The sequence below is a fragment of the Pseudarthrobacter oxydans genome (assembly GCF_013314975.1).
In the GTDB taxonomy this organism is placed as follows: Bacteria; Actinomycetota; Actinomycetes; order Actinomycetales; family Micrococcaceae; genus Arthrobacter; species Arthrobacter oxydans.
This window is the reverse complement of record NZ_JABTYH010000021.1, coordinates 42,788-62,643: the sequence shown is the minus strand read 5'-3', so window position 1 is coordinate 62,643 and position 19,856 is coordinate 42,788. Positions and strand designations below refer to the sequence as shown.

The 19,856-nt window shown below is 66.9% G+C and carries 17 protein-coding genes and 3 tRNA genes; 5 read left to right on the top strand and 15 right to left on the bottom strand.

The window, feature by feature from the left end; genetic code table 11:
• Nucleotides 1–6: 6 nt before the first annotated feature.
• A complete protein-coding gene (locus HTS88_RS14225) occupies nt 7–1,293 on the bottom strand; it encodes an ABC transporter substrate-binding protein (protein WP_174179438.1) in 1,287 nt (428 codons plus the stop codon).
• 140 nt (nt 1,294–1,433) lie between these two features.
• On the opposite strand from HTS88_RS14225, the gene HTS88_RS14220 reads away from it, so the two are divergent.
• Nucleotides 1,434–3,236 carry a glycoside hydrolase family 13 protein gene (locus tag HTS88_RS14220; RefSeq protein ID WP_174179436.1) on the top strand — a complete coding sequence of 601 codons (1,803 nt, stop codon included), beginning with the start codon at nt 1,434–1,436 and terminating at the stop codon, nt 3,234–3,236.
• A 6-nt stretch (nt 3,237–3,242) separates the two neighbouring features.
• On the opposite strand, the gene HTS88_RS14215 is transcribed toward HTS88_RS14220, so the two are convergent.
• The 10 genes from HTS88_RS14215 to HTS88_RS14170 form a co-directional block, all read right to left on the bottom strand.
• On the bottom strand, nt 3,243–3,854 hold the full coding sequence (locus HTS88_RS14215; protein ID WP_174179434.1) for a hypothetical protein: 612 nt from the start codon (nt 3,852–3,854) through the stop codon (nt 3,243–3,245).
• Complete coding sequence (locus tag HTS88_RS14210) at nt 3,851–4,459, bottom strand: DUF6286 domain-containing protein (protein WP_174179432.1); 609 nt, start codon at nt 4,457–4,459, stop codon at nt 3,851–3,853. Before HTS88_RS14210 ends, HTS88_RS14215 begins: the two co-directional genes overlap by 4 nt.
• The gene (locus HTS88_RS14205; protein WP_174179430.1) at nt 4,456–4,836 is read right to left on the bottom strand and encodes a hypothetical protein; all 381 of its coding nucleotides are present in this window, start codon (nt 4,834–4,836) and stop codon (nt 4,456–4,458) included. The genes HTS88_RS14210 and HTS88_RS14205 overlap by 4 nt, the downstream gene beginning before the upstream one ends.
• Nucleotides 4,833–5,024, bottom strand: a complete 192-nt coding sequence (locus tag HTS88_RS14200) for a hypothetical protein (protein WP_066273523.1) — start codon at nt 5,022–5,024, stop codon at nt 4,833–4,835. The genes HTS88_RS14205 and HTS88_RS14200 overlap by 4 nt, the downstream gene beginning before the upstream one ends.
• Nucleotides 5,021–5,488 carry an Asp23/Gls24 family envelope stress response protein gene (locus tag HTS88_RS14195; RefSeq protein ID WP_174179429.1) on the bottom strand — a complete coding sequence of 156 codons (468 nt, stop codon included), beginning with the start codon at nt 5,486–5,488 and terminating at the stop codon, nt 5,021–5,023. The genes HTS88_RS14200 and HTS88_RS14195 overlap by 4 nt, the downstream gene beginning before the upstream one ends.
• A gap of 124 nt (nt 5,489–5,612) precedes the next feature.
• Nucleotides 5,613–7,208, bottom strand: a complete 1,596-nt coding sequence (locus tag HTS88_RS14190; RefSeq protein WP_174179427.1) for a glycoside hydrolase family 68 protein — start codon at nt 7,206–7,208, stop codon at nt 5,613–5,615.
• 465 nt (nt 7,209–7,673) lie between these two features.
• A complete protein-coding gene (locus tag HTS88_RS14185; RefSeq protein ID WP_174179425.1) occupies nt 7,674–9,536 on the bottom strand; it encodes a BCCT family transporter in 1,863 nt (620 codons plus the stop codon).
• Between the two features lie 272 nt (nt 9,537–9,808).
• Nucleotides 9,809–9,884, bottom strand: a tRNA-Phe gene (locus HTS88_RS14180).
• Nucleotides 9,885–9,932: 48 nt separating this feature from the next.
• Nucleotides 9,933–10,006 (bottom strand) — tRNA-Asp (locus HTS88_RS14175).
• Between the two features lie 91 nt (nt 10,007–10,097).
• A tRNA-Glu gene (locus HTS88_RS14170) sits at nt 10,098–10,170 on the bottom strand.
• A 166-nt stretch (nt 10,171–10,336) separates the two neighbouring features.
• On the opposite strand from HTS88_RS14170, the gene HTS88_RS14165 reads away from it, so the two are divergent.
• From HTS88_RS14165 to HTS88_RS14150, 4 genes are all read left to right on the top strand, one after another.
• Complete coding sequence (locus HTS88_RS14165) at nt 10,337–11,380, top strand: PHP domain-containing protein (protein ID WP_174179423.1); 1,044 nt, start codon at nt 10,337–10,339, stop codon at nt 11,378–11,380.
• An 89-nt stretch (nt 11,381–11,469) separates the two neighbouring features.
• Nucleotides 11,470–12,450, top strand: coding sequence for a DMT family transporter (locus HTS88_RS14160; RefSeq protein WP_174179421.1), 981 nt, complete (start codon nt 11,470–11,472; stop codon nt 12,448–12,450).
• A gap of 9 nt (nt 12,451–12,459) precedes the next feature.
• Nucleotides 12,460–12,888, top strand: a complete 429-nt coding sequence (locus tag HTS88_RS14155; RefSeq protein WP_174179419.1) for a metallopeptidase family protein — start codon at nt 12,460–12,462, stop codon at nt 12,886–12,888.
• Nucleotides 12,889–12,898: 10 nt separating this feature from the next.
• Complete coding sequence (locus HTS88_RS14150) at nt 12,899–13,819, top strand: cation diffusion facilitator family transporter (RefSeq protein ID WP_174179417.1); 921 nt, start codon at nt 12,899–12,901, stop codon at nt 13,817–13,819.
• 27 nt (nt 13,820–13,846) lie between these two features.
• Here the strand turns inward: HTS88_RS14150 and HTS88_RS14145 are convergent, their stop codons facing one another.
• From HTS88_RS14145 to HTS88_RS14130, 4 genes are all read right to left on the bottom strand, one after another.
• On the bottom strand, nt 13,847–14,719 hold the full coding sequence (locus HTS88_RS14145) for an ABC transporter permease (RefSeq protein ID WP_246256322.1): 873 nt from the start codon (nt 14,717–14,719) through the stop codon (nt 13,847–13,849).
• Nucleotides 14,709–15,719, bottom strand: coding sequence for an ABC transporter ATP-binding protein (locus HTS88_RS14140; protein WP_251424613.1), 1,011 nt, complete (start codon nt 15,717–15,719; stop codon nt 14,709–14,711). The genes HTS88_RS14145 and HTS88_RS14140 overlap by 11 nt, the downstream gene beginning before the upstream one ends.
• Entirely contained in the window at nt 15,716–16,969 is a 1,254-nt protein-coding gene (locus HTS88_RS14135; protein WP_246256320.1) for a LolA-like protein, read from the bottom strand. Before HTS88_RS14135 ends, HTS88_RS14140 begins: the two co-directional genes overlap by 4 nt.
• Nucleotides 16,970–17,066: 97 nt before the next feature.
• A complete protein-coding gene (locus HTS88_RS14130; RefSeq protein WP_174179413.1) occupies nt 17,067–19,835 on the bottom strand; it encodes a PEP/pyruvate-binding domain-containing protein in 2,769 nt (922 codons plus the stop codon).
• Nucleotides 19,836–19,856 lie beyond the last annotated feature (21 nt).

Sequence of the window (19,856 nt, the reverse complement as noted above, 5' to 3'; positions counted from 1 at the left end):
ATGGAGCTACGATCCTGCGCCGGCGGACTCGATGGACTTCTGCATATCGGCCAAGGCCTGTTCAGCGGACTTCTCGCCCTTCAAGGCAGCGTAGGAGTTCTCCTGGATGGCCTGGGTGACCGCCGGGTAGAACGGGGTGACCGGGCGGGGCACGGCGTTCTCGATGGAGGTCTTCAGGACCGGCAGGTACGGCAGCTTGGCAACGAGTTCCTGGTCTTCGTAGAGGTCACCAAGGACGGGAGCCAGCGAACCCTGGGTGGCGAAGAACTTCTGCTGCTCTTCCTCGATCAGGAACTTCACGAAGTCCAGGGCCGTGGCCTTGTTCTTGGAGTAGACACTGATGGCGGCATTGTGTCCGCCGAGCGAGGACGCACCCGGGCCATCCTTGCCGGGAAGTGCAGCCATGCCCAGCACGTCCTTCACCTGGGAGGAACCTTCAGTGGTGGCCAGGTTGTAGACGTAAGGCCAGTTGCGCAGGAAGAGCAGCTTGCCTTCCTGGAACGCGCGGCGGCTTTCCTCTTCCTGGTAGGTGATGGCTTCGGCCGGGATGTTCCCGTTCTTGAAGGCGTCAACCAGGTTGTTCAGGCCTTCCTCGGCCTCGGGAGTGGTCAGGTTGGGCTTGCCGTCGTCGCCGAGCACGGAGCCGCCCGCGGAGTTGATGGCCTCTGATGCGTTAACCGTCAGGCCTTCGTACTGCTTGAACTGGCCGGCGTAGCAGCCGATGTTGTTTTCCTTGGCGATGGAGCACATGCCCATCATCTCGTCCCAGGTCTTGGGAGCTTCGGGAACCAGGTCCTTGCGGTAGTAGAGGATGCCGCCGTCGGAGGAAACAGGCGCGGTGTACAGCTTGTCCTGGTACGAGCCTGCCTCGATGGTGGGCTCAAGCATGCCGTCCGTCTCGATGGCCATGTTGCCTTCGAGCGGCTGCAGCCACCCGCGGGCGGCAAATTCTGCAGTCCAGACAACGTCAACACTGACGACGTCGTAGTTTTCGTTCTTGGCCTGGAAGTTCTGGACCAGGTCATCGTGCTGCTGGTCTGCCTGGTCAGTCTGCTCCTTGAACGTCACCTGCTCATCGGGGTGCGCAGCATTCCACTTGTCGAGCAGGGGACGGACCACGTTGCTGTTGTCCTTGCCCTGGACATACGTAATGGGGCCGCGGCCCTCGAGGTTTGCTTCGGCGTCGCTGCCGCCTCCCGTGGTTCCGCCGCCACCTCCCCCGCCGCAGGCGGTGAGGGTCAGGGCCAGGACACCGGCGGTGGCAGCCGGAAGTAGGAATCTAGGGGTTTTCATTAGCTTGAAGCTCCTCGCTGAGTGACAAGTAAGTCGACAGTGCGGTTGTTTGGTGAGGTTGTTGTGGTGACCATCACACTAGTAATGTTGCTGTCGGCAATGCAAGCGTTTACATCAAAAAGTTATCTGAGAGGAACCTAATGTCCAAGCCGAGCGTTCCTGCCTCTGGCCAGACCGGCGAATGGTGGGCGGACGCCGTCGTCTACCAGATCTACCCCCGCTCCTTCGCCGATGGCAATGGGGACGGGATGGGGGACCTGCGCGGGGTCCTGGACCGCCTGCCCTACCTGGAACAGCTGGGCGTGGACGCCATCTGGCTCTCCCCGTTCTACAAGTCGCCCCAGGCCGACGGCGGCTATGACGTGGCCGACTACCGGCAGGTGGACCCCCTCTTCGGCTCCCTTGAGGACTTCGACGCCATGTTGCAGGAAGCTCACCGGCGCGGACTGAAGGTCATCGTGGACCTCGTCCCCAACCACACCTCGGACGAGCACGCCTGGTTCCGGGCAGCACTCGGCACCCCGCCGGGGTCCCCCGAACGGGACCGTTACATGTTCCGCCCGGGAAAGGACGAGGTGCCGGGTTCCGGTGACGGCAAGCGGCCGCCCAACAACTGGAAGTCAATTTTCGGCGGCTCGGCGTGGACCCGGGTCACCGAAGCCGACGGCTCAGCCGGAGAATGGTACCTGCACCTTTTTGACACCAAGCAGCCGGACCTGAACTGGGAAAATGAGGAAGTCCGGGAGGAGATGCGCTCGGTGCTCCGCTTCTGGCTGGACCGAGGCGTTGACGGATTCCGCGTGGATGTTGCCCATGGCATGGTCAAGGAGCAGGGCCTTCCGGACTGGGAAGGGGTTGCCGCCATGGTGGAAGGCACCTCTGAAGTGCGAAGGGAACCGGCACCTCCCGGCGATGCACCCGGCGCCCACACTGATGCCGAGGAACCCCACCGCGCGGTGTCCCCCGTGTATCCGCCCTCGCCCTTCTTCGACCAGGACGGCGTGCACGACATCTACCGGGACTGGCACCGTGTCCTGTCGGAGTATGGCAGCGACCGGATGATGGTGGCCGAGGCCTGGGTGGAACCGGCCGAGCGGCTGGCGCTCTATGTCCGGCAGGATGAGATGCAGCAGGCCTTCAACTTCGATTTCCTCATGGCCGGCTGGGACGCCGAGCGCATGGCCGAGGCAATCGACGCGTCGCTAAAGGCGGCCGAAGCCGTGGGTGCCCCCTGCACCTGGGTGCTCAGCAACCACGACACCGTCCGCCATTCCACCCGCTTCGGTCTCACGGATCCCACCACGTTCCCGAAAGGCATCGCCGCGGACGATGAGCAGCCGGACACGGCCCTGGGGCTGGCCCGGGCCCGGGCCGCAACCATGGTTGAGCTGGCGCTGCCGGGTTCCGCCTACCTGTACCAGGGCGAGGAACTGGGGCTTCCTGAGCACACCACGCTTCCGGCCGGGGCGCGGCAGGACCCCACCTTCTTCCGTACCCAGGGCGCAGAAACCGGACGGGACGGCTGCCGGGTACCGCTTCCGTGGGCTGCGGACAAGCCCGGTTTCGGCTTTGCGGATTCATTCCCGGGCGAACCGGCGTCCCCCTGGCTTCCGCAGCCTGCAGAATTTGGGCCACTTGCCGCCGACCAGCAGGAGGGCGAGGAAGGCTCCACCCTGGAGTTGTACCGCGCCGCACTCGCCTTCCGGTCCGCCCGGCGCCTCGGCACGGGCTCGCTGGCGTGGGCGGAGGTCCATGCACCGGAAAGCGGCCTGCTGGCTTTCCACAACCGGGACGTCCTGGTCCTCGCCAACATGGGCTTCGCGTCCGCGCCCGTACCCGACGGCTGGTCGGTGGCGCTCTTCAGCGGACCGGAGCCCGCCGCGGAGTGGGAGCTGATGCATGAGGTCCCCGTGGACTGCGCCGTGTACCTGACCAGGAACTAAGGACGGTCAGCGGACGCGCTCTGCCCTGCGGAAGCGCGTCCGCGCTCCGGCTCCGATATGGATCAGCACGGGAATGTCCTTTCCCACGGCCTGTTCCAGGGCTGATACCAGCACCGACACCTCGTCTGCGAGCAGGTGCGGGGCCACGCCCTGCCGCGGAAGGAGCCGGACCTTCAACGCGGGTGCGCCTTTGACGTCGTAGGTGGTCACCGTGGCGCCGGCAAGGTCCGGACGGTGCGCGAGGGCATGTTTCAGCGCCTGCTCAGCCACTCCCCCGCCGATCCGCACGTCTCCCGGGACCTCACCGGGATCGTACTCGACGGCCAGCACATCGGCCCGTCCTTTGCCCTGCTGGGCAACCCAGGCCACCATGAGGCCGATAACCACCAGCAGGGCCAGCGCCACCAGGATCCACAGCCAGCTTTCGGGCCGTCCCGGAAACCGGGTTGCGTTGAACGCCGCGTTGATTCCGCTCCATGCGTCCGCGGACCAGGACCGCCACCAGGAGCCCACCGCGGGCACTGCCGCCAGCAACATCAGCAGGACGCCCGTTCCAAGCAGCAGCAGTCCCAGGGCCGCGACCAGGATCCGGTTGAGAAGGGTGGGGGTACTGTTCATGCGCCGATCACTCCGGAGGTTGCCACGTTCACCCGCACCTCGGGCAAGGGATCCAGCGCCATGGCATCCACTTCGCTCCGGACTGCCGCGAGGACCGCGTCCTGGTTCACAGGCACGCCGGAGGTGGGCCGGACGTTCACCACTACCTGCCGCCTTGAGACCACCACCATGACCTGTTCCGGCGTGACGTTTGCAGCAAGGCGGGCACGCCGTGCCAGCGAGGACGCAATGACTTCATCGTCCACCACAACGGCCGGGCCTGCGGCGTCCCTGCCGCCACCCATAAGGTGGCGGGCGCGGCGTCCGGGCAGAATCCCATTAAGGAGGAAGACCAGGCCGGCCATTGCCAGTACCGCTCCAATGGCGCCCAGCAGCAAGGGAGGGATTCCCGCCGGCAGCGCAACCAGGCGCTCTGCTGCCACCTGCGGCTCGATCAGCCAGGCCGGTTGCCCTATGGCATGGACTGCTGCTTCGAGGAGTCCGTAGGCCGCAAGGACCATGACCAGGACGGCGGCTGCGGTGGCCACCACAGCACGCGATGACCGGGTTTCACGGCGCAGTATCCGGTCCATGTCCGGGCCCTGGCCCTCAACGCGGCGGCTCATCGCACGCGCCCTCCTTCACTGATCTTTGCCCCGGTGATCCTGATGTCCACGCGGCTCAACCCGGAACCGCTAAGCTCCGCCACCGTGGCAAGGATTCCCGCCTTTGCCCTGACGGTCCGGTCCCAAATGGAACCTCCTGTTCCCGCGACGCGCGAGGGATCCAGGACCACCGCCCTCAGCGGGGGCATGCTGATGGGCGCGACGAGGGACAGCGCCAGCATGCCGTCGTCGTCCGACCAGTCAGCGCGGACGTCGTCGGCTTCCACGCCGAGGAATTGGGCTGCTGCGGCTTTGGCGAGGCTTGTCAGGGCCTGGGTACTGATGCGGTTGTGGCCGCTCAGCTCTTGGCCCCGGACGGCCGGGGCTGTGGAGCTCATGAGGACGAGCGCCGGCCGATGATGGCGTCCAGGACCCCGCGCAGGTCCAGCTTCCCTTCGGCGGCCCGGCCCAGCAGTGCCCCGATGGCCATGAAAAGGAGGGAGACCAGGAAGCCCCATAGCCCGAACTGGAGGGACATGAAGGCGACGAACGCGCCCATTGCTGCGCCGGCCACGGTGAGGTTCACAGCAGCGCCTCCCTTCCGGCACTGCCGGAAACGTCAGCCGGTCCGGAAACGGCGGGTTTGACCGGAGGCGGAATGTAGACGTCAGTGATTTCAACGTTAACTTCGATCACCTGCAGCCCCACGAGTTCCTCCACCGCCCGGTAGACAGCGGCGCGGACCTGGTTGGCGAGCGAGTGGAGCGGTGTCCCGTAGCTGGCCACAAGGCTGATGTCCACGGCAACCTGCGTTTCGCCGACTTCGGCCCGCACCCCGGCGGCATGGTCGGAGCTGCCAACGGCGTCGCGGATGGCGCCCAGTGCGCGTGACGGGACAGAGCCCAAAGAATAGACACCGGGGACGGAACGGGCTGCTATGCCCGCCACCTTGGCGACGGCTGTCTCGGAAATAACGGTCCGGCCGGGTACGGGAACCGGCGCGGCACGCTGCTGTAGCCCCTGGCTGGGTTGTGGGTTCTGGTATTCCATCAGGCACTCCCCCTTCTGTTGATCCCCACCCTATCCCCGGCGGTGCCTTAACGGCAGCAGGCAGGGGCGCCCGTGATCCGGACGTCCCTGCCTGTAGCTGGACTGCACTCAAGGGCAGTCGGATTTACTTGTAGTGGCCCTCGCCGCCAACGCGGAGGTTGGTGGGCAGGTAGCCGAACGGGCCAAGGCCGTCCTGGCCGAAGCTGCGGTCCACCTGCGAGATGCCGTCCCGGAAGTTGATCTTCACGGTGGGTGACAGCGAGCCGCCGCGTACGCCGTTCACGTTGTCGATGAACGACTGGACCAGCCCGCCGGGCTGCACGTAGTGGGAGTACGCCTGGAACTGGCGGCCGTTCTGGTTCGGGGTGGGTGCCTCAGGGGACTCCGACGGCAGGTTCAGGTCCGTGGGCGAGCCCAGGGCCAGGCCGCTGTTGTTCATCGGCTGGTAGTCCGAGCGGACGCCGTCGCCGACGAAGCCGTAGACGCCGTCCGGGCCGCGCATGCCGGCGGCGTACGTGAACTGGTGGCTGATGGTGAACAGGTAGTACTTGTTCTTGCCGCCCTCATTCTGGATGAAGATCTGCGGACGCTCGGTCTGGTCGTTCACGCAGTTGGCTGAGAGGATCGGCGGCAGGAAGGACCACTTGGTCAGGTCCTTGTTGTCTGCAACTGCCAGGCCCACGTTCGCTGTCTGGTAGTAGGCTCCGCTGCTGTTGACCTCGTCAACGGACTCGGCATTGGCATCGCCGGGGCGGTAACCGAGGTCTTCGGGCTTGCACTCGTACTCGCCGCGCGTGCCGCCGGTGTTGCCTTCGAAGACCATGAAGGTCTTGCCGGGGTGGGCAGGGTCGGCAAAGGTGTAGGGGTCGCGGAAGGCGAAGCCCGGGTTCTGTTGCTTGGTCTGGTACATCTTTCCGTCAGGCTCAAGCAGGTTGGTGTGCTCGAAGCCGTCGAACGTGACGCCATTCTCGTCTGCATGGATCTTGCCCAGGGCCTTGGCGATGGACGCATCCGGGGCGATGCCGCCGCCGCCTGCGTTCCGTTCGGCAATGTCGTAGAACGTGGTGGCCGTGTAGAACACGTTCACGTGGTTGCCCTGCATCAGGCGGGTGGAGCCGGACCATTCGGTGTTGCCGATGGACGCACCATCGGCGAAGACGTGGCCGCCGTAGTTCCATTTGTCCTTGGCCGGGTCGGCGTTGGTCTTGCGGAAGAAGTAGCCGATGCGGGCGTTCCAGTGGCGCTGGTCGAAGCCATAGCCGGCGTGGCGGTCAGCAACGAGCGAGAAGATGACGTCCCAGCCCTTGTAGCTGATCTGGTTCGCGTTTTCGTCGGTGAGTGACCAGGTGTCCCAGACCCACACGTCCTCGTTCATGGTGGGGAAATCCTCGGGGATCTCCGGCATGGTGACGTCCGGGCTCATGGAGTTCTCGCCAGGGGCAACAGTGGGGTCGCTCTGCGCCATGATCTGCTTGGCGTCGGCGCGGGTCCACTTGGAGGTGAAGTCCGACGCCGGGTCGAAGGCTTCCTGCGTGTGTTCCGTGGGGAGGGGGAAACCGGGGGTGGGCGCCGGCATCTGCTCGGCGGCCGGCGGATCGGCCGGCTCGTTGGCCTGGGCTGAGGGAACGGCCAGGAAGGCCGAGGCAGCAACGGCTGTGGCCAGTGCTGCGGCGGCGGGGCGCCACCGCAGCATCCGGGGTGATTGGGGGTGCTTGTGCATTGTTGCTCTTCTCGCGGAGTTGAAACTATTCGTGGAAGACGGGCGGATGCCCATGCCCTTCGAACTCCGGCGGCCCCCGGCGACACGGCAGGCGTCATCGGGGACGCCGTTGTATCAAGGGGAAAACGGGGTTGGGTGGTCCCCGTAGAAGAGGCCCGGAACTGTGGTGCTTTCCTGGCCGTGGCTCCACCGTAAGCAGCCTCCGAGGGAGAGATCAAACCAGGTTTCATCACCCCTTTCCGGGGCTGAGCCGATTTTGCGCAAGCGCTTACACCTAACCCCTAACGCGCGCGTGCCACAACCTTCCGCCGAGATCAAATGTTGCCTTCGAGGGGGTGCAAAGGTGAGAAATGCCACCTCTTGCCCGGGCTCCGGTCCGGTGCCCGGGCACAAAAAGGGAGGCACCCGTCCGGCTGGACTGGTGCCTCCCTGAGGGGCCGGAACCGGCTACGTCCGGTGCTTTGACTACGTCCTGGATTGTCCTCCCGGCGCCGGGTCCGCGGCCTCGCCTGCGGCCAGGCGTTCGCTCAGCTGCGCCTCCACGGCTTCGCTGACCTGGTCCTGCACCTGGTCCGCCAGGTGCTCCTGGTAGTGCTCCTGGACAGAGTCGTGGATCTGTTCGGCCACGTGCTCCTGGTAATGCTCCTGGACGGAGTCATGCATGGAGTCCTGGACCTGCTCCGTGACATGGGCCGCCATCTGGTCGCGGGCCAGCTTGCGCTGTGCGCGCATCAGGGTCTCGTGTTCCCGGTGGAAGGCCTTGGCCGTGGAGATGCACATCAGGATGATCACCACGCTGAAGGGCACGGCGGTGAGGATGGCGGCGGTCTGGATCGCCTGCAGTCCATTGGCCAGGAGCAGGGCGATGGCAACGGCCGCGGCGGCCAGCGCCCAGAAGATGCGCAGCCAGTTCCTGGGTTCCACGTCGCCGCCGGTGGAGATCATGCCCATCACCAGCGCACCGGAGTCCGCCGACGTGATGAAGAAGATGGCGATCAGGAGGATTGCACCCACGGTAAGGACAACCCCGCCGGGCAGGCTGCCCAGCAGGTTGAACAGTGAGCCCTCGGTGTCCACGGTGCCGTCGTCGCCGATGAGCCCGCCGCTGCCGAACAGTTCGCGGTGGATGGCGGCGCCGCCCAGGACGGAGAACCACAGGAAGCCCATGGCGGTGGGTACCAGGAGGACGCCGGCCACGAACTGGCGGACGGTGCGGCCCTTGGAAATGCGGGCGATGAAGATGCCCACGAACGGCGCCCAGGAGATCCACCAGCCCCAGTAGAAGGTGGTCCAGGCTGCCTGCCACGCCTCGCCCTCAGCGCCGGAGAAGGCGAGAGTGTTGAATGTCAGGCCTACGACGTTCTGGAAGTAGTGGCCGATCGACTGCACGAACTCGCGCAGCAGGAACAGCGTGGGGCCGGTGAACAGCACCACCAGCATGAGCAGCGCGGCCAGGACCAGGTTGGTGTTGGAGAGCCACTTCATGCCCTTGCCCACGCCCGATACCACCGAAATGATGGTCAGCGTGATGATGCAGAGGATCAGACCGATCTGCGTCATGGTGGTGGCCTGGACGATGTTGGCCTGCTCAAGTCCTGCGGAGATCTGCAGGACGCCGAGGCCCAGTGAGGTGGCAACGCCGAACAGGGTGCCTACCAGGGCCACGATGTCGATCAGGTTGCCCCAGCCGCCGGAAACGCGCTTGCGGCCCAGGAGCGGCTCCAGCGTCCAGCGGATGGAGATGGGGCGGTTCCTGCGGTGCACGGCGTAGGCGATTGATACACCCACCACGACGTAGATGGCCCAGGCGTGGAGGCCCCAGTGGAGATAGGTCTGCGTCATCGCCTGCTGGGCAAGCTCCAACGGGGAACCTTCGACGCCGGGCCGGGGCGCGGCAAAGTGGTTCAGGGGCTCGGCCACACCGAAGAAGACAAGGCCGATGCCCATGCCCGCCGCGAAGAGCAGGGCAAACCAGGACACCACCGAGAACTCGGGCTCGTCATCGTCCTGGCCCAGCTTGATATCGCCGTAGCGGCTGAGTCCGATCCACAGTGAAAACACCACGAAGAGCGCAACGGCTGCAACGTAGTACCAGCCGAACCACCGAATGACGTTGCCCTGGATGGCGGTGAACAGATCGGTGGCAGCCGCCGGGAAGATCGTGGCAAAGAGGACAAAAACGATGATGACGGCGGCTGCCGGCCAGAAGACCCACCGCGCGAGCTGCGGGCCGTCGGTTTGGGGGGGCTGTTCCTCCTCCTTCTTGACGGCGGGAGGTGTTTCCCCGGGTGGTTGGCTGATGGTCCTGGTGCCGGATGAGGCGGACATTCCCAGTTTCTCCTTATGCGCTGTAGGCGCTCAGACTGCTTGTGCAGATTCGTCTCGTGTACGTTCGTCTGTTCGGGTGTTTTGTTGTGCTGGTGCCGCGTGTCCGCGGCGGTGCAGCCTGCAAGTTTACGGAACCTGAAAAGCCATCGGCGGGAGGATGGCCGGGCCCGTGGGGTTTTGATGCCGGATCGAGACGTAGCTCCGTGCGGCCCTATAACTGTAGGCCCGGAAAATAAGAAAAGCACCAGTTCCGAAGAACTGATGCTTCCCAGTGGTGGCTCCGACCGGCGTCGATCCGGTGACCTTTCGATTTTCAGTCGAACGCTCTACCAACTGAGCTACAGAGCCTAGGTGACTAGTCACCATGACAGCCGGAATCTCTTCCAACAATCAGAGCGACCCTGACGGGACTTGAACCCGCGACCTCCGCCGTGACAGGGCGGCGCGCTAACCAACTGCGCTACAGGGCCTTGCGTTTCTTGCTTCCGCGGTATCTCTACCGCTTTTTTCAAGGCTTCCAGCCTACCAGACATTTTCTGCCTGTTTGACCAGTTCCTTGCGTACCCCCAACGGGATTCGAACCCGTGCCGCCGCCGTGAAAGGGCGGTGTCCTAGGCCGCTAGACGATGGGGGCCAGAACCCGTTCGGAACAAAATAAAAAGGCGTCAAGCTGGGCTTTCCGTCTTTGTCCTTTGCGTTTCTCCGAACTGGACTCTAAAACTATAGGGCCTAGGCAGGAATTATCCAAAATCGGCGAAAAACACCGGCACGGAGCGGGCGGGACGGGTGAAGATGGACGAATGGATGCCGTAGCAGCACTCAATGAGATCGCCTTCTGGCTGGAGCGCGGACGCGCTGCCACCTTCAAGGTCCAGGCATTCCGCAAGGCAGCGGCGGCCATCAGCGCGCTGCCGCCGGAGGAAGTGGCCGCGCGCGCCGGAAACGGCCGGCTGAAATCGATGAAGGGCATCGGCGACCGGACCTACCAGGTGATCCGCCAGGCGGTGGAGGGCCAGGTTCCGGAGTACCTGGCGGATCTCCGGGAAAAGGGTGCCGCGCCGCTGGCGTCCGGAGGGGAGGAACTCCGCGGGATGCTGCGGGGAGACCTGCACAGCCACAGTGAATGGTCCGACGGCGGCTCCCCCATCGAGCTGATGGTGGCTGCCGCCGGGGTGCTGGGAAGGGAATACCTCGCCCTCACAGACCACTCCCCCAACCTCACCATTGCGAACGGGCTTTCCGCCGAACGCCTGCTCCGGCAGCTGGACGTGGTGGAGGCAATCAATTCCGGCCCCGTTCCAAGCGACGGCGGCCAGCCGGGCAGGCCGGTCCGGCTGCTCGCCGGAATCGAGGTGGACATCCTGGAATCGGGGGAACTGGACCAGGACCCGGAACTGCTTGACCGCCTGGACATTGTGGTTGCCAGCGTCCATTCAAAGCTGCGCGCGGACAGCAGGACCATGACCCGCCGCATGCTCGGCGGCATCCAGGACCCGCACACCAACGTCCTGGGCCACTGCACCGGGCGCCTCGTGGAGGGGCAGCGCGGTACGCGGCCGCCGTCCGACTTCGATGCAGAAGCAGTGTTCGCGGCGTGCGCGGAACACAACGTCGCCGTGGAGATCAACTCTCGGCCGGAACGCCAGGACCCGCCGGATCCCCTGATCCAGCTCGCCCTGGACGCCGGCTGCCTGTTCTCGATCGACAGCGATGCCCATGCACCCGGCCAGCTCGACTTCCTGCAGTACGGTGCCGAGCGCGCGGAAAAGAACGGCGTCCCCGCGGACCGGATCATCACCACGTGGCCCGTGGAACGCCTGCTGGAATGGGCGGCGCCGCAATAGCCCCTGGGCGGAGTCTTTTGGCAGGAAGTTGCCCAGACGTGGCCGATTTCCGCCAGCCAGCTGCCCTTGCAGCCGGATAGATTTGCTGCATGCCTTCAACCAGCCCCGCCAACCGGACTGCCACCGCACCGCCCCACACCGCAGCAACCCCGGTCAAGGCACTTGGGGTGGCTGCCATGGTGGTCACCGTGGTCCTCTGGGCGTCCGCCTTCGTGGGCATCCGGGCGATCGGCCCCCACTTCTCCCCCGGCTCCCTGACGCTTGGCAGGCTGGCGATTGCCGCCGTCGTCCTCTCCCTGCTGGTGCTGCCCCAACTGGTGAAGACCCGGCTCCTTCCCAAGGGCCGGGAGTGGTGGCCGATCCTGGCCTACGGGGTGATGTGGTTCGGCGGGTACAACGTGGCGCTGAACGCCGCCGAGCATGTGCTTGACGCGGGCACCAGCGCCCTGCTGATCAACGTGAACCCCATCCTGGTGGCCATCATGGCCGGCATCTTCCTCAAGGAGGGCTTCCCGCGGTGGCTCATCATCGGAAGCCTGGTGGCGTTCGCCGGCGTGGCCTTGATCGCCTTCGGATCAGCCAAGTCCTCCGCGCCCGGGGAAGGCGCGACGACGGACGTGGCAGGTGTGCTGCTGTGCCTCCTTGCCGCCGTGCTCGCCGCCGTCAGCGTCATCATCCAGAAGCCGGTGCTGCGCAAGTTTCCTGCCGCCCAGGCCACGTGGTTCGGGATCCTGGTGGGTGCGCTCTGCTGCCTGCCCTTCGCGGGCCAGCTGGTCAGCGAACTGCAGGCGGCGCCGCCGGCGGCAACGTGGGGGCTGGCCTACCTCGGAATCTTTCCCACGGCGATTGCCTTCACCACATGGGCGTACGCGCTCTCGCTGGTGGACGCCGGCAAGCTGGCGGCCACCACCTACCTGGTGCCCGGCACCACCATCCTGATTTCCTGGCTCCTGCTGGGCGAGGTTCCTGCCTTCCTGGGCCTGGTGGGCGGCCTGGTCTGCCTGGTGGGCGTGGCGCTGACCCGGCGCAGGAGCCGGGACCAGAGGACCGGGGCGGCCGGTTCCCGCTAGAGTCGGAATATGCCAGCCAGCCTGCCGCCGGGCCTGCCCGCAGCCCATGAGGGCCCCAGCGAACCCCTCCGCTTCACCATGTCCGAGGACGAGTTCGAGGCCGCTGTCCAGGATGCCCTGGACAGCATCCCGGACAAGCTGGCCCGCGCCATGGACAACGTTGCGGTGTTCATCGAGGACGACTACGTCCCGAAGCCCGGGGAGGACCCGGACACCGTCCTGCTGGGACTCTATGAGGGCGTCCCCTTGACCGAGCGGGATTCCTGGTGGGACGCCGGGTCCCTGCCGGACAGGATCACCATTTTCCGGGAGCCCATACTGGACCTTTGCGTGTCGCGGGAGGACGTCATCCACGAGGTGGCCGTGACGGTGGTGCACGAAATTGCCCACCACTTTGGGATTGACGACGACCGGCTGCACGAGCTCGGCTGGGGCTAGCCTTGTAGGCATGGGACACGACCACAGCCACACCCACGGCATCACCGCAACAGGCCGGCACCGGAAGCGGCTCATTGCCGTCCTTGCCATCACGCTCGCCGTGGTCCTGGTCCAGGTTATCGGCGCGGTCCTCTCGGGTTCGCTGTCCCTGCTTGCCGACGCCGGCCACATGCTCTCCGACGCGGCGGGGGTGACCATTGCCCTGCTGGCTGCCTGGATTGCGGGGCGGCCCGCCAGCGATCAGCGGACCTACGGCTACCAGCGGGCCGAGGTGCTGGCTGCGCTGGCAAATGCCCTGATCCTGATCGTGATCTCGGTGGTCATCTTCAGCGAGGCGATCCGCAGGATCGGCGCTGCGCCGGAAGTGCAGACGGACATCATGCTGTTCGCCGCCATCCTGGGCGCTGCCGCAAACGTGGCGTCCCTGATGATCCTGCGCGGAGCGCACCGGGAGAGCCTCAACGTGCGGGGCGCCTACCTGGAGGTCCTGGGTGACCTGCTGGGTTCCTTCGCCGTCATCGCTGCGGCTGTGGTGATCATGGTGACCGGATTCCAGGCGGCGGACACCATCGCGTCCGTCGTGATCGCCCTGATGATCCTGCCCAGGGCCTGGAGCCTGCTCCGCGACGTGGTGGATGTGCTGCTGGAGGCCAGTCCCAAGGGCGTGGAAGTGCAGATGATCCGCGAGCATATCCTTTCCGTGGAGGGCGTTACTGACGTGCACGACATCCACATCTGGACCATCACGTCCGGCGTCCCGGTCTTCTCGGCGCACGTGGTGGTGGAGGACGGTGTGCTCAACGCCCGCGGCGCCGACCAGTTGCTGGACAAGCTGATCACCTGCCTGGGCTCGCACTTCGATACCGACCACTGCACCTTCCAGCTGGAGCCCGCCAGCCATTCAGAACACGAGGCGCACCAGCACGCCTGAGGATTCGGCCGGGTTTCCCGGCTCCGTTCAGCTCAGGACGTCCTTGGTGACGAACCGTCCGTAGGCGAGTGCGCCGAACACGGCCACGTATCCCGCCTGCAGCAGCGCATTGCTGGCGAACGAGTCCCACAGCACCGGCTGGCGGAGCAGGTCCCCAAAGCCCAGCCAGTAGTGGCTGAACAGCCACGGATGGAGCCACTCGAGCTGCGGCAGCTGGTCAAGGACCTGGGACACCACCGAGAGCACCACAGTGGCGGCCATGGCACCCACCGGAACCACCGTCAGCGTGGACAGGAACAGTCCTATGGCGGACAGCCCGGCCAGGGAAACGGCCAGGTACGCCGAGATCAGGAGGAGCCGGAGCACGGCCTCAGGCGGTTCGATGACATCACCTGACAGCAGGGTCACGGGGCCCACGGGGAAAAGGGCGGCCCCGATGGCAGCGCCGGCGAGGGCAACGGTGAGGGGCGCTGCGAGGCAGAACGCCAGGGCGCCGGCATATTTCACCAGCAGCAGCCGGACCCGGCCCGCCGGCGCCACGAGCAGGTACCGCAGCGTTCCCAGGTTGGCCTCGCCCGCGATGGTATCCCCCGCCACCACGCCCACCGTGAGCGGCAGGAACAGCGGGACGGACACCAGCATGGCGGTGAACGCAACGAACAGGCCGTTCTGCGTGATCCGGTCCAGGAAGGCCGGGCCGCGCCCGGGAGGAACCGCCGATGAGACCCTCACGGCCACGGCAATCAGCACCGGAATGGCGGCCAGCGCGAGCAGCAGGGCCCAGGTTCGGCGCCGCCGGAACAGGACCGCGATTTCGGACAACAGGAGGGACAGGCCGGCTCCCCGCGGCCCCGCCACGGCCGTCACAACCTCCGCCTCCGCCGGCACACTACTGGGCAACGTCGAACCCCTCCCCCGTCAGTTCAACAAACCGGTCCTCAAGGCTCTCCCGTTCCACCGCGAAACCGCGGACGCGGACGCCTGCCTTGACGAGTGCCGCAACAATGTCCTCCGCGGCGGGTTGCCCCGCCCCGGCCTCCGACTGGAATCCCGGCGTTGCCAAGGCAGCCAGGAGCACGTCCCCGTCCGGCTGGGCCGCCCCTGTTTCCGGTGACAGTCCCAGCGCGGCCAGGACCGACGACGCCGGACCCGCGTCCGGGGTCACCAGGCGCAGGCGCGAACTGCCGGACCGGCGCAGTTCGGCCAGCGGGCCCTGCGCCACCAGGCGGCCCGCGCTCATGACGGCCGCGTGCGTGCAGATCTGTTCAACTTCGGCGAGCAGGTGGCTGGAGACGAAAACGGTGGTCCCGTCGGCTGCCAGGGACCGGACCAGGTTCCGCACTTCACGGGTGCCCTGCGGGTCCAGTCCGTTCGTTGGTTCATCCAGCACCAGAAGCTCGCGGGGAGACAGGAGGGCGTTGGCGATGCCCAGCCGTTGCTTCATGCCCAGCGAATACGCGTGGACCCGCTTGCCGGCGGCGTGGCCAAGCCCTACCCGTTCCAGGGCCAAACCCACCCGTTCCCGGCGGGTGGCGGGATCCGCGTGCCGGCCGGCGGCGTCCAGCCGGTGGAGGTTCGCGGTCCCCGAAAGGAACGGATAAAAGGCGGGCCCCTCCACCAGGGCCCCCACCCGTGGCAGGACATCCTGGAAGCTGCCGGGCATCTCCTTGCCCAGCAGCCTGACGGTCCCGGCGGACGCCGCCGCGAGGCCCAGCAGCATCCGGATGGTGGTGGTCTTTCCCGAGCCGTTGGGGCCCAGGAACCCGAAGACCGCGCCTGACGGCACCGCGAGATCCAGGCTGTCCACGGCCACCTGCTGCCCAAAGCGCTTGGTCAGGCCCTGCGTCTCGATGGTCAGGCCGCACGTCCGCCGTCCCGGAACCCCTGCGGGTCCCGTCACGGGGCGGAGGATGCGGCGTGCAGCCTGTCAGCCGGGACCATGCCCGCAAAGACGCGGCCGTCATCGGTCAGCAGGACGTTGAAGAGTGCGCTGGAGAGGAGCCGCCCGCCGGGAACGACGGCGGCTGCCTGGGCGAGCAGCGGATTCTGCGCCAGCGCGGTGCTGAGCTTTGCACCGGCACCGGTGTCCGCCGGTAGTTCCACAACCGTTTCCCAGCCGGTCCCGGTCAGGTAGGAGCCGGCCTTGTCCTTGATGCCGGCCTCCAGCTGGTCCGGTTCGGTGTGGGTGCCCGGGTAGCCGGGGGACCCTGGGCCAACGGGCGGGTGTGCAGGATGCCGGATCTGAAGCTCTTCAACGGTACTGCCCGGCGGTGGCACGAAGTTGAACAGGGCGGGATCCGGTGCATCAAGCGACAGGCTGGTGAAACCTGTCCTGAAAGCAGGCTCCCCACCCCCGCGGGCCGTTACCTCCACGGAGAGCGGCATACCGGTTTCTCCATCGACGGCGATGGCGATCATGCCCACCAGGGTGCCGCTGGTGCGTGGCTCGAGGAGCAGGATATAGGCAGCGCGCCCGGCAACCTGGACCTCCGGGCCCACGGACACGGCAGTCGTGGTGTCGGCTGCGGCGAGGAACTTCGCCGCGAGCTCCTGGGGCGTCGGCGGGACCACGGTGTTTTCAGGGCCGGTGCTGTCCGGGCTGGTGCTGTCCGGGCTGGTTCCGGGCAGGGCCTGGTCTTCCAGCGGGAGGTCGCGGGCATGGGCGGGCAGCGTCAGGTGCGTTGTTGAGTTGTCCCTGGAGGAGTAGAACCACACATCGTCGTCGCGCCGGATGACGTTCCGCTCGGCGAACCGGTCCACCACCTGGAGACGGACTTTGGCCTTGCCGTCCATGAAGACCCTGGCCGTATGCTCACCGGTGAGCATCTCGATCGCGGACGCGGCGGGGTCATCCGATGCAGGACCGGAACCCGGACCCGTTGCAGGCAGTTCCGGCAATCCGAGTTCGGAAACCTGTTCAATCGTGCCGGAGAAGGTGTGTGTCCTGTTGCCGGCGAGCAGGGCAATCACCTCAGCCGGGGTCTTGTCCGCCAGGGCGTCGCCGGCGCGTGCCGGGATGGATCCCACCAGCACTCCGGCCGCGATCACTGCCGGTGCGGCCACGGCAGGAACCCAGCGCAGCCATGCACGGTTCCGGCGCTGTTTTGCGGCCCCGGTTATGATCGGGGCGCCCACATTCCGGTGGTTCATTGTCCGGCCGTCTCCTTGATGGGAGTCCATAGCTCAAGGGTACGCCTCGGCACGGCTCCCCACACCTGCCTGCAGGCAGGTGCGGGGCACGCGGGGCCTATCCGGGCACGATGGTTCCAGCGCCGCCGTCGACCGTTATTCTCTGTCCCGTGGCAAGCCGGACGGTGGCCTCCGGCACCCCCACCACCGCCGGTATGCCGTACTCCCGGGCAACCACGGCGCCGTGCGAGTTGGGCCCGCCCATCTCCATCACCAGGCCGCCGGCGGTCAGGAACAAGGGGGTCCACCCCGGATCGGTGGACGGAGCCACCAGGACCTCCCCGGGTTCCAGGTGGGCGCCCACAGGGTCCAGGATGACGCGGGCCCGGGCGGTGACCGATCCCGCCGATGCCGGACTGCCGGACAATGTGGCGCTGCCCGCCGCGACACGTGCGGCGGCGTACAGCACCTCGGGTTCGGTGCCGTCCGAGAGCAGGGCCCTGGGGATATGGCGCCTGCCAAGCTCGGTGGCGTAAGCGGCCCGCCGGTCCACCACGAGTCCGCGCAGTGTCCGGGAACCTTGCGGGTCCGGGCCCTGGAGGGCCTGCCTGGCCTCACCGAAATCGAGGAAGAAGATGTCTTCCGGGCTCTCCAGCCTGCCCTCGGATGCAAGCGCGGCTCCCACCAGGGCCACCTGTTTCCGCACCTCCGCCAAACCCAGGACAAGCTGGTATTTGGGCATTTCCCGCAGCCCGGCGAACAGCCTGGCCCGGGAAAGGGCCGCGCCCACCACCAGCGCACGGGCCCGCCCTCGGCGGCGTGCCTCCCCAACAAGCTGCTGCACGGCCGCCTCCGCCTCAGCCTGGGCCCTGCTGAACTGGACGTCCGGTGCCATGGCGGGATCCGTGAGGCGCAGGTAGTTGGCCAGGACGCCCAGGATGTGCGTGGGATCGTCCGACCACCGGGGCATGCCAACATCGATTTCGGCCACGGCCCGGTGCCCGTAGCGGTCGAGGAACCGCACCAGGCCTGCGTGCAGGGCAGGGGGCAGGGTGCCGGCCTTGAAGTCCGCTGCGAGCGCGGACGGTTCCCGCGACTCCAGGGCCGCCCGTGAGTCCCTGTCGTCCTTTGCAGCCGCGGCAAGGCGCCACAGCTCGAGGTCCATCTCGGTTGTCACGTTCCGAGGCAGGCCGCGGAGCACCATTTCGAGGTCCTTCCGGCGGTCCTGTCCTCCGATCAGCCTTCCCGCCAGCCACAGCATGGCGAATCCCACCGCGGGCAGGGGCAGGACCGCGGGCACGATGGCAAAGAGCCTGCCCTCCAGGAGCCGCTCCGCGTGGTCAAGCCGATCAAGGGGACCTGCTCCTGCGCCAAGCTCCAGGTCCTCGGCATAGTGCCGGGTGAAGGAGTCCAGGCGGCGGAGCGCCGCCCTGGGCCGGAACAGCGCACGGAGCGCCGTCTCCGGCACGCGGCCACGAGCCGCTGCCGGCAGGACATGGCGGAGGAATCCAAATGGCGTCCTGCGGATCACCGAAAACTCCGGGTCGTCGAAAACCTCCCGGACCACCATGGCGGACCTGGCCTCCATGATGTCGAAGACCCGGGGGAGGATGCGGCGGCCGACGCTGCTCAGGACCGGCGTGGTGAGGTCGACGTAGATGCGCTGGGCTGCCTCTGCGTAGGGCGGCGGGCCGTGCCGGGGATCGGGAACGGGAAACCCGGCCGCCTTCGCCACCGAAGAGGCAATGAGCCGCAGTGACGCCAGCCCCATGGGGGTGAGCGGGCGGGTGAGGCCCTGGGCCAGGCTGAAGCACATGTACAGCCGGGTTCCGGCACCTGCAGACCGGCTCTGCGGTACGGGGTACAGCGTGGTGATGGGCCTGGACTGCGTCAGCCAGAGTGCACCGCCCGTGTCGATGGCCCATTCGGTATCCTGCGGCGAGCCGAAGTGCCGCTCGGCCTGCAGGCCCAGGGCAGCAAGCCCTACGGCCTGTTCGTCTGTGAGGCTTGAGGAGTCTGCCCGGCCAGGCATCTCCAGGACCTCCGTTCCACCACCCGGGAGGGGCCGGACCATAACGCGCTTGTCACCGGTCTTGCGCTCAATAACCCGTGCCTTTTCCGTATCCACCACGAAGTGGTCCGGGTTGACGGCGCCGGAAACCACAGCTTCGCCGAGCCCGGGTGCTGCATCGATGACCGCCTCGCTGCGCCTTCCGGTCAGGGGATTCGCCGTGAACATCACCCCGGCCGCCTCGGCGTCCACCAGCCGCTGGACCACGACGGCGAGGGCAACCTGGTCCGGCGCGATGCCCAGCGCTGCCCGGTAGGCCACTGCACGGTCTGTCCAGAGGGAGGCCCAGCAGTTGCGCACGGCGTCCAGCACGGCGGTGCTGCCCACCACGTTCAGGTACGTGTCCTGCTGGCCCGCGAAGCTCGCAGAAGGAAGGTCTTCGGCCGTGGCGGAGGATCTTACGGCCACGGGGGTGTTCCCGCCCAGGGCCGCATACGCCTGCTCCACGGCGGCTGCGGCCCGCGGTGGAACCGGGAGGGCGCGGATGGCCTCCCGTGCCCTCCCGGCCAGCATGGTGAGCTGGGCGGACCTGCCCGGATCGGAAGGCTGCAGTGCGGCCTGGAGGCGGCCGAGCTCCGCAAGCACACCGTCCAGGACAGTACTGGCAGCCTCCCGGTAGGCCGCCGTGGTCAGGCAGAACCCGTCAGGCACGGGCAGTCCCGCTGCGATCAGCTCCCCGAGGTTGGCGGCCTTGCCTCCCACGAGCGGAAGCATGCTGCCGTCCACCTGGCTGAGGCGCAGGACGAGGACGGGGGCGGAGTTTCCGTCCCGAGGGCGGGAGTCCCGTCCACCGTTTCCTGGACGGTCAGTTGCCATCGTGGCGCTCCCCTGCGGCGG